15 protein-coding genes are annotated in these 13,343 nt (G+C 73.3%); 10 read left to right on the plus strand and 5 right to left on the minus strand.

From position 1 onward, the window contains the following. The first annotated feature begins 114 nt into the window (after window positions 1-114). Genes D0D15_RS17950 through D0D15_RS17960 form a run of 3 tightly spaced genes read left to right on the plus strand, consistent with a single transcriptional unit; the run spans window position 115 to window position 1,813 of the window. On the plus strand, window positions 115-570 hold the full coding sequence (locus tag D0D15_RS17950; protein ID WP_094005281.1) for a nuclear transport factor 2 family protein: 456 nt from the start codon (window positions 115-117) through the stop codon (window positions 568-570). Continuing rightward, window positions 567-1,373 carry a Rossmann-fold NAD(P)-binding domain-containing protein gene (locus tag D0D15_RS17955; protein WP_094005211.1) on the plus strand — a complete coding sequence of 269 codons (807 nt, stop codon included), beginning with the start codon at window positions 567-569 and terminating at the stop codon, window positions 1,371-1,373. Before D0D15_RS17950 ends, D0D15_RS17955 begins: the two co-directional genes overlap by 4 nt. 23 nt (window positions 1,374-1,396) lie before the next feature. Beyond that, window positions 1,397-1,813 carry a DUF6292 family protein gene (locus D0D15_RS17960; protein WP_094005212.1) on the plus strand — a complete coding sequence of 139 codons (417 nt, stop codon included), beginning with the start codon at window positions 1,397-1,399 and terminating at the stop codon, window positions 1,811-1,813. On the opposite strand, the gene D0D15_RS17965 is transcribed toward D0D15_RS17960, so the two are convergent. The 3 genes from D0D15_RS17965 to D0D15_RS17975 all read right to left on the minus strand — a co-directional run bounded on the left by D0D15_RS17965 (window position 1,810) and on the right by D0D15_RS17975 (window position 4,056). Continuing rightward, on the minus strand, window positions 1,810-2,142 hold the full coding sequence (locus D0D15_RS17965) for a DUF5994 family protein (RefSeq protein ID WP_233157231.1): 333 nt from the start codon (window positions 2,140-2,142) through the stop codon (window positions 1,810-1,812). The two genes, D0D15_RS17960 and D0D15_RS17965, sit on opposite strands and share 4 nt — an antisense overlap. 229 nt (window positions 2,143-2,371) lie before the next feature. Then, window positions 2,372-3,139 carry a DivIVA domain-containing protein gene (locus tag D0D15_RS17970; protein ID WP_115944594.1) on the minus strand — a complete coding sequence of 256 codons (768 nt, stop codon included), beginning with the start codon at window positions 3,137-3,139 and terminating at the stop codon, window positions 2,372-2,374. 212 nt (window positions 3,140-3,351) lie between these two features. After that, on the minus strand, window positions 3,352-4,056 hold the full coding sequence (locus D0D15_RS17975) for a DUF998 domain-containing protein (RefSeq protein ID WP_094005214.1): 705 nt from the start codon (window positions 4,054-4,056) through the stop codon (window positions 3,352-3,354). 89 nt (window positions 4,057-4,145) lie between these two features. Between D0D15_RS17975 and D0D15_RS17980 the strand changes: the two genes are divergently transcribed. Next, a complete protein-coding gene (locus tag D0D15_RS17980) occupies window positions 4,146-4,847 on the plus strand; it encodes a TetR/AcrR family transcriptional regulator (RefSeq protein ID WP_094005215.1) in 702 nt (233 codons plus the stop codon). Between the two features lie 100 nt (window positions 4,848-4,947). Here the strand turns inward: D0D15_RS17980 and D0D15_RS17985 are convergent, their stop codons facing one another. Then, window positions 4,948-6,267 carry an MFS transporter gene (locus tag D0D15_RS17985; protein WP_094005216.1) on the minus strand — a complete coding sequence of 440 codons (1,320 nt, stop codon included), beginning with the start codon at window positions 6,265-6,267 and terminating at the stop codon, window positions 4,948-4,950. A 143-nt stretch (window positions 6,268-6,410) separates the two neighbouring features. Between D0D15_RS17985 and D0D15_RS17990 the strand changes: the two genes are divergently transcribed. Genes D0D15_RS17990 through D0D15_RS18005 form a run of 4 tightly spaced genes read left to right on the plus strand, consistent with a single transcriptional unit; the run spans window position 6,411 to window position 9,868 of the window. After that, complete coding sequence (locus tag D0D15_RS17990; protein ID WP_094005217.1) at window positions 6,411-7,148, plus strand: PIG-L deacetylase family protein; 738 nt, start codon at window positions 6,411-6,413, stop codon at window positions 7,146-7,148. Then, window positions 7,145-7,852, plus strand: a complete 708-nt coding sequence (locus D0D15_RS17995) for a 4-carboxy-4-hydroxy-2-oxoadipate aldolase/oxaloacetate decarboxylase (RefSeq protein ID WP_094005218.1) — start codon at window positions 7,145-7,147, stop codon at window positions 7,850-7,852. Before D0D15_RS17990 ends, D0D15_RS17995 begins: the two co-directional genes overlap by 4 nt. Beyond that, window positions 7,849-8,889: a 4-oxalomesaconate tautomerase gene (locus tag D0D15_RS18000; RefSeq protein ID WP_094005219.1), complete on the plus strand. Its 1,041-nt coding sequence runs from the start codon at window positions 7,849-7,851 to the stop codon at window positions 8,887-8,889. Before D0D15_RS17995 ends, D0D15_RS18000 begins: the two co-directional genes overlap by 4 nt. A 19-nt stretch (window positions 8,890-8,908) precedes the next feature. Further along, complete coding sequence (locus D0D15_RS18005) at window positions 8,909-9,868, plus strand: catechol 2,3-dioxygenase (RefSeq protein ID WP_094005220.1); 960 nt, start codon at window positions 8,909-8,911, stop codon at window positions 9,866-9,868. A gap of 125 nt (window positions 9,869-9,993) precedes the next feature. On the opposite strand, the gene D0D15_RS18010 is transcribed toward D0D15_RS18005, so the two are convergent. After that, the gene (locus D0D15_RS18010; protein ID WP_094005282.1) at window positions 9,994-10,644 is read right to left on the minus strand and encodes a TetR/AcrR family transcriptional regulator; all 651 of its coding nucleotides are present in this window, start codon (window positions 10,642-10,644) and stop codon (window positions 9,994-9,996) included. Window positions 10,645-10,777: 133 nt separating this feature from the next. On the opposite strand from D0D15_RS18010, the gene D0D15_RS18015 reads away from it, so the two are divergent. Together D0D15_RS18015 and D0D15_RS18020 are read left to right on the plus strand one after the other, a co-directional pair. After that, entirely contained in the window at window positions 10,778-12,421 is a 1,644-nt protein-coding gene (locus D0D15_RS18015; protein WP_115944595.1) for an MFS transporter, read from the plus strand. Then, window positions 12,418-13,176, plus strand: coding sequence for an MSCRAMM family protein (locus tag D0D15_RS18020; RefSeq protein ID WP_094005222.1), 759 nt, complete (start codon window positions 12,418-12,420; stop codon window positions 13,174-13,176). The genes D0D15_RS18015 and D0D15_RS18020 overlap by 4 nt, the downstream gene beginning before the upstream one ends. Window positions 13,177-13,343: the final 167 nt, after the last annotated feature.

Raw genomic sequence — 13,343 nt, forward strand, 5'->3', positions numbered from 1 at the left:
GAAACTGATTGTCGCCACAAGAAAGGTGCCGATGGTTACCGGCGCGTGAACACGCGTTACAGGACGCGCTACTCTGGACGAGACGGTATCGTCTCGACCATTCGAGGAGTGTTCGTGAACCTCTCGACCGAGGACCGGCGCCGTCGCGCGCACGAGGCCGTGGACCGGCTGCAGGAGCGCGTGCTGGCGCACGACATGAACGGTTTCGCCGACGTCTTCGCGCCCGGCGGCGTGATGGAGTTCCCGTTCGCGCCGCCCGGCTGGCCCACGCTGCGGGGCCGGGAAGCGGTGCGCGAGTACGTGCGCGACTACACCGACCACGTCGACATCCGGGCGATTTCCGCGCAGACGCGGCACGAGACCGCCGACCCGGACGTGCTGATCGTGGAGTGGGAGGTCGACGGCACGGCGCTGCGGACGGGGCGGCCGTACCGGATCCGGTACGTCAACGTGGTCCGGGTGGGCGCCGAGGGCATCGAGTCGCTGCGCGACTACTGGAGCCCCCTGGCCGCCGGGCACGCGCTGGGCCGGCTCGACGAGCTGGTCGCGATGCAGGAGGGGGCGCGGTGAAGGTCCTGGTCACGGGCGCGACCGGGAACACCGGCCATCCCCTCACCCGGCTGCTCGCCGAGGCGGGCGCGACCGTGCGCGCGGCCAGCAGGCGCGCCGGTTTCGACTGGTCGGACCCCGCGACGCACGACGCGGTGCTCGACGGGGTGGAGCGGATGTACCTGGTCGCGCCGGTCGGGGTCGCCGAGCCGGAGCCCGTCGTGCGGCCGTTCCTCGAGCGCGCGCGGGACGCGGGCGTGCGCCGGGTCGTGCTGCTCAGCTCGTCGGCGGTGTCGTCCGGCGATCCGGGGCTGGGGCGGGTGGACCGGGCGGTGCGGGAGATCATGCCGGAGTTCGCCGTGCTGCGGCCGTCGTGGTTCATGCAGAACTTCACCGGTGACCATCCGGTGGCCGACGGCATCCGGACCCGCGGCGAGATCGTGACCGCGACCGGCGAGGGGCGGATCGCGTTCGTCGACGCGGCGGACATCGCGGCTTCGGCCGCGGCGCTGTTGCTGGCGGACGAGTGCGGCGGCGAGGAGCACGTGATCACCGGCCCGGAGGCGATCAGCTACGCCGAGGCGGCGGCGGTCTACACCGAGGTCACCGGCGTGCCGGTACGCCACACCAGTGTCAGTGCCGTGGAGCTGGCGGACCGGTTCGTGGCCGCGGGCTATCCGGCGGACTTCGCCGCCGCGCTGGCCGCCCTGGACGACGGCATCCGCCGTGGCAGCGAGGACCGGGTGACCGGCACGGTGCACCGGCTGACCGGCCGCCCGCCGAAGCCGCTGCGCCGCTTCCTGACCGAGCGGCTCAGGCGCTGAGTGCCTCCAACTAGGCTGGTCGCATGGATCCTCGCGCTGCCGGCCTGACCGAACTGAGCCGCGGGCTCGCCGGATACCTGCGGGCGGTGGCCGAGGCCGTCGGGGTGCCGGCGGAGGCGACCTCGTTCGAGATCAGCGACACGGCCACCGCGTACCTGGGCCTGACCCGGCGGTGGCCGACGCGGCCCGGCGAGGACCTGATGCTCGTGTGGAGCGAACGCAACGGCTGGGCGGTCGCGGTGGAGACCGATCCCGGCGAGACGCCGATGGTGCTGGCCTGGTTCGCCGGCGAGGACGTGGTCCCGGAGCCGGCGGAGGTGGCGCGGTTCGTGAGCGGGGTGATCGAGGCGGAGCGCTCCACCGAGCCGCGGCCGGTGTTCGCGGTGGACGTCGGCCGCACCGAGCTGGCCGCACGGCTGGCGCGGTACGTGGAGAACTAGACGCGGCCCGGCGGCACCACCACGAGGACGAGGCTGTCACCCGCGGTGGTCGTCACGGACACCGTGTCCGAACCCTGCCTCCGGTACCCCACGACGGGCGCCAGCGACCCGCGCTGGTCGAAGTGGCGCACGGCGGGATCCCAGGCGGTCGTGTGATAGGCGATCCGGTCGATCGGCCCGAGACGGGCTGCCAGCACCGCGCGCAGCGCCGGCAGCTCCGCGGACAGGTCTCGCGACCGGGGCCACCAAGCCCCGTCGACGTACCCCGGGGTGGGCGCCGTCGGGTTCTGACTCGCTCGGAGTTTCAGCCGCGGCGGCCCGGCGGCCATAGCGGCCTTCGGGGTGGTGGTTGCGAACGTGCGGGCCCGACGACATGCCGGTGCTCCTGCCCCCGGCCCATCATGAGCCGGCCTCTTCGGCCGGGAAAGGCACCGGCTTGACCACCGGTACGCGGGATGTTCCCGACACCTCCGACGCTACACCCACCCGGGCCGGATAGCGCCGTCCGCGAGCGAATTTTCCCGTGCCGGCAGCGAAAAAGCGCCGCCGGTTCGCTCGTCAGGCTTCGGCCACCGCGTCCTGCTTGGCCTGGCGGCGCGCCTTGGCCGCGAGCATCGCCGGGCTGATCTTGCCCGTCTCGGCGGGTTTGCGCGGCTCCGGCGCGTCCGGGATCTCGTCCGCCGGCTCCGCCGGCGTCTCGTCCACATCGGACTCGGCGGACTCCGCGGACTCAACGGTCTCGTCCGCATCGGACTCCGGCTCCTCGGTGTCCGTTCCGGTGTCCAGCAGGTCCAGCGCCGGCGGCTGAAGGTCCGGGGTGCGCGCGGCCGGCTCGGCCGCGGAGTCGATGATCTCGCCGATCCGCACCAGCTGGGCCAGCAGGGTCTGCCGGGTGGCGCGCAGGCGGTCCACCTCCTCCTCGGCCCGGCGGATCATCTCCTGCGCCTGCTCGTTCGCCTGTTTCGCCAGGTCCTCGCGCTGGCGGCGGGCCTCCTCGGCCTGGTCCTCGTACGCCTTGCGGGTCTCCGCGGCGTCCTGTTCGGCCTGTTCGCGGATCTCGCGCGCCTCCAGCTCGGCCTGGGCGATGATGCGCTCCACCCGGGCGCCGATGTTGCCGGACCCCACGATCTGCAGGGGCACCGACGGATCACCGCCCAGTTCGGACAGCCGCCGCTCCTTCTCCTCCAGCTCGCTCGCCAGGTGCCCGGTCCGCGCGCGCAGCCGGCGGATGTAGGCGTCGACCTCCCGGCGGTCGTAACCACGCAGAGCGGACGAGAACTCGACGTCGCGCTCGGCCAGGATGTCATTGCCACCGCTGTTGACCATGCCCCCGAGTCTCGATCGCGCTGCCGGGCCCCGCAAACGGCAACTCCCCGTTCGGCTGAAGATCGGGTCCGGCACGGCACCCCCGGCAGGCCACCGCACCGTAGCCGTCCGGCGTCACGCGCACTCCGATCGTGCGATCGGACGCCCGCCACCCCCGGAAGCGGCTGCTCGGCGTGAGCAGGAACCGGCGCGGCCCACCGGTACGGGTGATATCACGCCTCCTGGGACACCGCGGCCCGGCGCGGGCCGTCCGGGTGCGGCGTGGCGCGGTAGAGGTGGACCGACACCGCGGCCAGCCAGCCCCAGGCGAGCAGGAGGACCACCCAGAACGCGAGCACCACCGCGGGGCTGGACGAGCCGGACGCCAGCCCGCCGAACCCGGCCAGGAACGCGACCCCCGCGACCCACGAGCCCCAGGCCCAGCCGGTCCGCCCGGCGCGCCGGAAGTGCGTGCCCAGCACGACCATCGCCAGCACCAGCGACAGGAAGCCGAGCCCCGCGGTGACCAGGTGCAGCAGGCCGTGCACGGTCGCCTCGGCCGGTGGGCCGTCGGGCGTGCCGGCCGGGAAGCCGTGCATCGGGTCGGCGACGAACACCCCCGCGCCGATCAGGCCGAGTCCGTAGCCGCCGATCAGCAGTGCGCCCCACCGCCCGGCCGGTCTGCCCCGCAGCGCCCGGCCGACCCCGGTGGCGGCCGCGATCACCATCAGCCCGGTGAGCACCAGGTTGACGATCTGCACCCACCCCCAGGGCCCGTTGGCGAGCAGGCTCAGGTCGTGCCGGGTCAGGTCGAACCCGGGCCGAAGCAGGGCCTGGACCAGGCCGAGGACCACGTAGAACGGGCCGGCCAGGACGCCGTAGCCGAGCAGCGAGCGGGTGATGGCCGCGCCGCGGTCGAAGTCCGGAGAAGTCCCCATGAGTTCTTTCCCTTCACCGTGTAGTACCGCTAGTGCACTGGACAGTACCGGTGCGGTACTGTTGAGGGCAATAGTGAAGGGAGTCCGAAATGACGGAATCCGTCGAGGGGCCCGACGACACCCTGCTGGTGCGGGTGTCGGCACACGGTCCCCGGCGTGCGCCGCGGGAGGGCCGGGCGCTGGACCCCCGTTCGGTGCGCACGCGCGCCGCGGTCGTCGAGGCCGCGACCGCGCTCTTCCTGGCCCAGGGGTACGTAGGCACGAGCGTCGACGACATCGCCGCGGCCGCGCACGTCTCGAAGCGCACCGTCTACAACAACTTCGGGGACAAGGAGAACCTGTTCACCGAGATCGTGCTGGGCGTGACCGCGACCGCGGAGCAGTTCGCGGACAAGCTGGTGGGCGCGCTGCGGGACGCCACCGACGTGGCGGCCGCGCTGCACACCCTGGCCCGCCAGCACGTCGGCGCGGTGTCGAACCCGCAGATCGTGCGGCTGCGGCGGCTGATCATCGCCGAGGCCGCGCGCTTCCCGGAGCTCGCCCGCGAGTACCACCGGCGCGCGCCGGGCCGGGTGATCACCGCGCTCGCGGAGGCCTTCGCCGCCCTGGGCGAGCGTGGCGCGCTGCGGGTGCCCGACCCGCGGCGGGCGGCGGAGCACTTCTCGTTCCTGGTGCTCGGCGCCGTCCTGGACGAGGCCATGTTCGCGCCGGACGCGGCGCCGCCGTCCGAGGCCGAGCGGGACCGGATCGCCGCGGACGCGGTCGAGGTGTTCCTCGCCGCCTACCGCTGAGAAAACGCCTCCGGCCCTACCGCCGGGCCGGGGGCCGGAGGACAGTGGTGCCAGGTCTCGTCCCTGCCCGGGCAGCGACGCCGACCAGGTCCCCGGCGGTTCAGACCACGTGCCCCGGGGACCGCCTCTCCACGGCGTCCACCGCGGCGGCGGGCCGCCGCACCAGCGCCACCATCGCGGCGCTGAGCAGGCCCGCCACGGCGAACACCGCGAAGCCCAGCCCGGACGACCGGCTCGCCACGAGGATGCCGCCCAGCCACGGCCCGAACACCGCCCCGAAGCGCCCGATCCCGGACACCCAGCCCAGCGCGGTGGCCCGCACGCCGGCCGGGTAGTACGCGCCGACGCTGGAATAGATCAGCGTCTGGGCGCTGAACAGCCACCCGCCGGTCAGGAACACCACGACGTAGGTCAGCGGCAGCGGCATCCTGATCGCCAGCAGCCCGACCCCCACCGCGGTGAGCGCGAACCACAGGATCGCCACCGGGCGCGCCCCGAACCGGTCCGCCAGCCGCCCGGCGACGAGCATGCCGGCGATCCCGCCGACGTTGATCACCAGCAGGAAGCTGACCGCCGAGCCGAGGTGGTAGCCGTTGCCGCGCATCATCGTCGGCAGCCAGGTGTTGACGCCGTAGACCAGCAGGAGCCCGCCGAACGAGGCGATCCAGAACAGGATCGTGGTGAGCGCGGCCGACGAGGTGAACAGGGCACGCAGGCTGCCCGGCTTCTGCTCGGTCCGCTCCGGCTCGAACGGCGCGAGCGAGACGCCGTGGCGGCCGGCGATCGCCTGCGCCCGCGCCCGCTTCCCCCGGGCCAGCAGGTAGGTCACCGACTCCGGCAGCATCAGGTAGACCACCGGCAGCACCACGAGCAGCGGCACCGCGCCGAGCCAGTACACCGAGCGCCAGCCCAGCGACTCGACCACCGACATCGCCAGCGCGCCGGCGATCGCGCCGCCGGCCTGGTGCGCGGTCATCACGATGGTCACGCTGAGGTTCTTGCGCCACGGCGGCGCGAACTCCATGACCATCGCGATCGCCGACGGCAGCAGACCGCCGAGGCCGACGCCGGCCACGAACCGGGCGGCCCCGAACACCTCGGCCGACGGCGCCATCGCGCACGCCGCGGAGGCGAGCGAGAAGACGACCACGCCGGTCAGGATGATCTTGCGGCGGCCGATCCGGTCGGTGACGACACCGGATCCGAGCGCGCCGAGCAGCATGCCGAACGTGGTGAGGCTGCCGATCGTCCCGCCGGTGACGGCGGTCAGGCCGAAACCCTCGTCGGCGAGCACGCCGGGCAGGGTCGCGCCGTAGACGAACAGGTCCAGCCCGTCCAGCAGGACGAGCACCCAGCACAGCGCGGTGACCCGGATCGACAGCCTGCCGACCGCCGGATCCCGCTGCTCCCACACGGACATCGGCGTCCCTCTCGTCCTCGGTGCGGGTGAACGAACGACCGCGAAGGTACTGCGCGCCGATCGTGCACACAAGATTGTTGACAATTTTGGCCGCAAATAGGCATCCTGGCTGGAGCACGAGCCGACCCGAGGAGAAGAAACCCATGCCAAACCCGACGACAGGAAGCCTGCTGGTGGTCAGCGCGCACGCGGGCGACTTCGTGTGGCGGGCCGGCGGCGCGATCGCCCTGGCCGCCGAGCGCGGCGAGCGGGCGACGGTCGTCTGCCTGAGCTTCGGCGAGCGCGGCGAGTCCGCCCGCGCCTGGCGCGAGGGCAAGAACCTGGACGAGATCAAGGCCATTCGCCGCGCCGAGGCCGAGAACGCGGCCGCGGCGCTGGGCGCGGAGGTGCGCTTCTTCGACGCGGGCGACTACCCGTTGCGGGAGTCGCCCGAGCTGGTCGACCGGCTGGTGCACGTCTACCGCGAGCTGGCGCCGACCGTGGTCCTCACGCACACCCTGTCCGACCCGTACAACGGCGACCACCCGGCGGCGGCGCGGATGGCGCTGCAGGCGCGGGTGCTGGCGCAGGCCATCGGCTACGACGCGCCCGGCGATCCGCTCGGCGCTCCCCCGGTGTTCTTCTTCGAGCCGCACCAGCCCGAGCAGTGCGACTTCAAGCCGGACGTCCTGCTCGACATCACCCCGGTGTTCGACCGCAAGCGCAAGGCCATGGAGTGCCTGCCCGCGCAGCAGCACATGTGGGACTACTACACGGATCTCGCCAAGCGCCGGGGCGTGCAGCTCAAGCGCAACGCCGGGCCGAACCTGGGCCTGCCGCACCACACCCTGGGCGAGGCCTACGTCCGGGTGTACCCGCAGGTCACGGGGGCGCTGGCATGACCGGGGTGATCGTCACCGACCCGCCGCGCGCCGACGCCGGGGAGGTCGACGCGCTCGCGGAGTTCGGCGTCGCGACCGTGCACGAGGCGCTGGGCCGCACCGGCCTGCTCGGCCCGGACCTGCGGCCGATCCAGGACGGCGCGCGGATCGGCGGCACCGCCGTGACGGCGTTGTGCTGGCCGGGCGACAACCTGATGATCCACGCCGCCGTCGAGCAGTGCCGCCCCGGCGACGTCCTGGTCGTCACCACCACCTCACCGTCGCGGGACGGCCTGTTCGGCGAGCTGTTCGCCACGGCGCTGCAGCACCGCGGGGTCCGCGGCCTGGTCATCAACACCGGGGTGCGGGACGTGGCGGACCTGCGCGCGATGGGGTTCCCGGTGTGGTCGGCCGCGGTGAGCGCGCAGGGCACCGTCAAGGCGACCGCGGGCTCGGTCAACGTGCCGATCGTGATCGGCGGGCAGGCCATCCGCCCCGGCGACGCGATCCTGGCCGACGACGACGGCGTGCTGTGCGTGCCGCGCGAGCTGGTGGGCGACGGCCTGCGCGCGTCGCGGGCCCGCGCGGACAAGGAAGAGGCCACGCGGCAGGCGTTCCGTCGTGGTGAGCTGGGCCTGGACCGCTACGGGTTGCGGGACAAGCTCGCCGAGCTGGGCGTCCGGTACGTGACGGCGGAGGAGTACGCGAAGCTGGAGCGCGGATGAGCGTGCGCTGCATGCTGATGCGCGGCGGCACGTCGAAGGGCGCCTACTTCCTCGCCTCGGACCTGCCCGCCGATCCCGCCGAGCGCGACGACCTGCTGCTGCGGATCATGGGCACGCCCGACCCGCGGCAGATCGACGGGCTCGGCGGCGCGCAGCCGGTCACCAGCAAGGTCGCGATCGTCTCCCCCGCCGCGGGCGACCGGGACGTCGACTACCTGTTCCTGCAGATCGGGATCGGGGAGGCGACCGTGTCCGGCCGGCAGACGTGCGGCAACCTGCTCGCCGCGGTCGGCCAGTTCGCGGTCGAGCGCGGCCTGGTGCCGGCCGGTGGTGACCGCACCAGCGTGCGCGTGCGGATGACCAACACCGACGCGATCGCGGTGTCCACATTCGACACTCCCGGCGGGACGGTCGACTACCGCGGCACGACGGCGATCTCCGGCGTGCCCGGCACCGCCGCCCCGGTCGAACTGGAGTTCACCGGGACCGAAGGATCGGTGTGCGGCACCCTGCTGCCCACCGGCAACGTCGTCGACCACATCGGCGGCATCCCGGTGACCTGTGTGGACAACGGGATGCCCGTGGTCGTGGCGCGCGCGGCCGACTTCGGCCTCACCGGCTACGAACCGGTGGACGAGCTGACCGGGCTGGCCGGGGAGATCCAGGCGCTGCGCCTGGAGGCCGGGACGCTGATGGGCCTCGGCGACGTCCGCGACGCGTCGGTGCCGAAGACGACGCTGGTCGCCGCACCGCGCGACGGCGGCGCCATCTGCACCCGGACGTTCATCCCGCTGCGCCCGCACCCGTCGATCGGCGTGCTGGGCGCGGTGAGCGTGGTGACCGCGCTGATGCTGGACGGCGCGGCCGGGCACGAACTGTTCGCCGCGCCGCCGCCCGGCTCGCCGGTCGGTGTCGAGCACCCGAGCGGCACGCTGGAGGTCGGCGTCGAACTGGCGCCCGGGCCTCGCGTGCGGCGCTCCACCGTCATCCGCACCGCGCGGAAGTTGTTCGACGGCACCGTTTTTCCCCGTCCCTGAGAAAACCCGGAAGGCACCGATGCCCCACCTCGCACCCTCGCCCCGTCACGAGATCGCTCACCTCGGTCACGTCGAGCTGCTCACGCCGGAACCGGAGAAGAGCCTGGACTTCTTCGTGAACGTGCTGGGCCTGACCGGGAACGGCGCGCAGGGCGACTCGGTCTACCTGCGCACGTGGGACGACTACGAGCACCACAGCGTCAAACTCACCGCCGCCAAGACCTCCGGGGTGGGGCGGACCGCGATGCGCGCCTCCAGCGAGGCGGCCCTGAAGCGGCGGGTCGCCGCGATCGAGGAGCGCGGCCTGGGCATCGGCTGGGTGGACGGTGATCCGGGGATCGGGCCCACGTACGCGTTCCGGGACCCGGACGGGCACGAGATGGAGATCTACTGGGAGACCGAGAAGTACGACCCGCCCGGGCACCTGCGGCCGTCGCTGAAGAACCAGGCGCAGGCGTACCCGGCGCGCGGGGTGTGCGTGCGGCGGCTGGACCACGTCAACTACCTGGCCCAGGACGCCGCGGCGAACGGCGGTTTCGTGTGCGACGCACTGGGCGGGCGGGTGACCGAGCAGATCCGGCTCGACAGCGGGGTGATTTCCGGGCAGTGGACGCACTTCGCGCAGAAGTCCTACGATCTGGTCTACACCAATGACTGGACCCGCTCGTCGGGGCGGCTGCACCACATCGCCTTCGCGACGGACACGCGGGAGGACATCCTGCGGGCGGCGGACATCGCGCTGGACAAGGGCGTGTTCATCGAGACGGGGCCGCACAAGCACGCGATCCAGCAGACGTTCTTCCTGTACGTCTACGAGCCCGGCGGCAACCGGATCGAGCTGTGCAACCCGGCCGCGCGGCTGATCTTCGCGCCCGACTGGGAACCGATCACCTGGACCGAGGCCGAGCGGGCGAAGGGCCAGGCGTGGGGCCTGAAGACGATCGAGTCGTTCCACACGCACGGCACGCCGCCCGTGTAGGCCCGGTCGGACAGCCGCCCAGGGAGGCCACGCCCACGGCGCCCCCGCGGCTGCGGCTGCCGATCCCGCCGTGCAGCGCGTGGCCGGCCGCGCGGCGGGTCGGGGCGGGGCGGGGCACCTGACGGTCAGCGCGCCGTCGTCACCGGGGCCATCCACAGCCCCAGCACGGCGTCGATCAGGCCGGTCGCCGCGTCGTGCCAGTTCTTTCGTGGTGTCGGGGTGCCGTCGGCCAGGGCGCGTTCCCGCTCGGCGTTCATGTGCACCATCAGCTGCCGCATCATGGCGCTCCGCTCGGCGCGCACCTCGGCCGGCAGCTTCGGCAGGCAGCGCTTCAGCCCGTCGAGCGTCCGCACCATCGACGGCGACGACAACGCGTCGTCGGCGATGATGTCCCGTAGCGCCGGGTCCGTGGTGACCTGCGCGCTGAACCGCGCGAACCACGTCGGGTTCCCCAGCGCCGCCAGGTGTTCCGTGGCCGGCCGCACGATGCACGCGATCCAGTCGCGCGGGTCGTCCGAATCGCCGGTCTCGGCCACCATCCGGTCGCGGATCCGCTCCATCTCGGCCGTGTGCTTGCGCACGATCGCCCGCACCAGATCGGCCTTCGTGCCGAAGTGGTAGCCCACGGCGGCCGTGTTGCCCTGCCCCGCCGCCTCGCTGATCTGCCGGTTGGACACCGCGTACACGCCGTGCTCGGCGAAGAGCCGTTCGGCCGTCGTGAGGATCGCCTCGCGCGTGGCGGTGACGCGATCGGCTCGTGCCGTCTTCGTCGCCATCGTCACCACCGCGGGAATCAGGGCAGGCCACGCGGCCCGCACCGGGGCATTTTACCGATCACCCGGACATACCCTAACCCGGTCTGCTACGGTAAGTCAATCGATTGATTTAAACTCTCCGGAGGCTTCCGCAATGTCCTCTGCCCGCACCGGCCGCGTGGTGCCGGTCCTGGCGTTCACCGGCATCGTGGTCTCGCTGATGCAGACCCTGATCATCCCGCTGGTCCCCGAACTGCCCGGCCTGCTCGGCGCCTCCTCGGCGGACACCGCGTGGGCCATCACCGCCACGCTGCTGGCCGCCGCGGTCGCGACGCCGACCGTCGGCCGCCTCGGCGACATGTACGGCAAGCGGCGGATGCTGCTGGTCAGCGTCGTCCTGCTGGTGGCGGGGTCGGTGACCTGCGGCCTGTCCAGCAGCCTGGTGCCGATGATCGCCGGCCGCGCGCTGCAGGGCCTGGCCTCGGGCGTGATCCCGCTGGGCATCAGCATCATGCGCGACGAGCTGCCGGCCGAACGGCTCGGCTCGGCGACCGCGATGATGAGCGCCTCCCTCGGCGTCGGCGGCGCGCTTGGCCTGCCCGCCGCGGCGCTGATCGCCGAGAACGCCGACTGGCACGTCCTGTTCTGGACGGCCGCCGGCCTTGGCGTGGTCGCGTTCCTGCTGGTCGTGTCGTTCGTGCCGGAGTCCGCGGTGCGCACCGGCGGGCGGTTCGACCTGCCCGGCGCGCTCGGCCTGTCGGTCGCGCTGCTGTGCCTGCTGCTGGCGATCTCCAAGGGCGCCGACTGGGGCTGGGGCGACGGGCTGACCATCGGGCTGTTCGTCGCCGCCGTCGTGGTGCTGCTGGTGTGGGGCTGGTGGGAGCTGCGTGCGAAGGAACCGCTGGTGGACCTGCGCACCACCGCGCGGCGGCAGGTGCTGCTGACCAACATGGCGTCCGTCGTGTTCGGATTCGCGATGTTCGCGATGTCGCTGGTGCTGCCGCAGCTGCTGCAGCTGCCCACCGCGACCGGGTTCGGGCTGGGCCAGACGATGCTGGTGGCCGGCCTGGTGATGGCGCCGTCCGGCCTGGTCATGATGGCCACCGCCCCGGTGTCGGCGAAGATCTCCCGCACCAGCGGCCCGAAGGTGACGCTGATGCTCGGCGCGCTCGTGGTCGCCGCCGGGTACGGGCTCAACATCGTGCTGATGGGCGAGGTGTGGCAGCTGCTGGTCGCCTCGTGCGTCATCGGCGCCGGGATCGGCCTGTCCTACGGCGCGATGCCCGCGCTGATCATGTCCGCGGTGCCGGTGTCGGAGACCGCGTCCGCCAACAGCCTGAACACGCTGATGCGCTCGATCGGCACCTCGACCTCCAGCGCGGTCGCGGGCGTGGTGCTGGCGCAGATGACCGTCTCGTTCGGACCGGTGACCGTGCCGTCGCAGAACGGGTTCCGGGTGGTGCTGGCGATCGGCGCGGGCGCGGCGCTGGTGGCGCTGTTCGTCGCGGCCTTCCTGCCCGCGCGGCAGCAGGCGCGTGCGGCCGGGCGCTGGGTGTCGGGCACGGTCCGCGGCACGAGCGGCGCGGGCCTGGTCACGGTCACCGCCCACCGGGCCGACGGGAGCGTCGCGGCGAGCATCACGGCCGGCCCGGACGGCGGCTACGCGCTGGCGGCGCTGCCGGAGGAGCCGCTGACCCTGGTGGCGGTCGAGCACCCGGCGGTGCACGAGACGGTTTCGGTCGGCGCCGGGCTCACCTGGCGGCACGACATCGACCTGGTTCGGAAGGAGCGGTCATGACCACGACGGCCGAGGTGACGCTCACCGGCCGGGTGAGCAGCGGGCGGCGACCGCTGCCGGAGGTGACGCTGACGCTGACCGACCGGGTCGGCGCGCAGGTGTCGCGGGCCCGCACCGGCGCGGACGGCTCGTTCCGCCTCGGCGGGCTGGCGCCGGGCACCTACGTGCTGATCGTCTCGCGCGCCGGGTTCCAGCCGCACGCGACGGTCGTCACGCTCGAAGCCGGGCCCGCGGCGCCGCTGGACGTCACGCTCGAACCAGCGACCAGCGTGCGGGGCGTGGTGCGGGACCGGCACAGCGGGCAGCCGGTCGCGACGGCGGCGGTGACCGCGGTCGGGCCGGGCGGGGACGTCATCGCCAGCACGGTGTCCGATCCGGACGGTGGTTACCGGCTCACCGGCCTCGACGCCGGGGAGATCACGCTGGTGGCGGCCGCGCCGGGTGCCGATCCCGCGGCGACGGTGGTGCCGCTCGGCGGCGGGCGGGAGCACGTGGCCGACCTGGTGCTGGACACGCACAGCACCCTGACGGGAACGGTGACCGCGGACGGCCGCCCGGTGGCGGGGCTGGCGCTGGAGCTGCGGGACGCGTCGGGCCGCCGGGTGGCCGGGACGGTCACCGGCGCGGACGGCACGTACCGCTTCGAGCGGGTGACCGGGGGCCGGTACACGCTGACGAGCACCACCGGCCGCCCGGCGGTGACCACGATCGCGGCGGGGGCGGACAGCGCGGACCTGGTGCTGGAACGTCCTTAGTGGAGGCTCGCCGAGCGGCGCGCCCGGTGGGCGGACCGGCCACCACCCGGTGGCCGGACGCGGGAAGCCCGGCCCGACCGCCCGCCCGGCGACCGCATCGCGGGCAGCCGTCCGGGCACTCCCGCGGTGAACCGACCCGCCGCGCAGCCAGAGCGCGAGGCCACCCC

Source organism: Amycolatopsis thermalba, assembly GCF_003385215.1.
Classification (GTDB): Bacteria; Actinomycetota; Actinomycetes; order Mycobacteriales; family Pseudonocardiaceae; genus Amycolatopsis_E; species Amycolatopsis_E thermalba.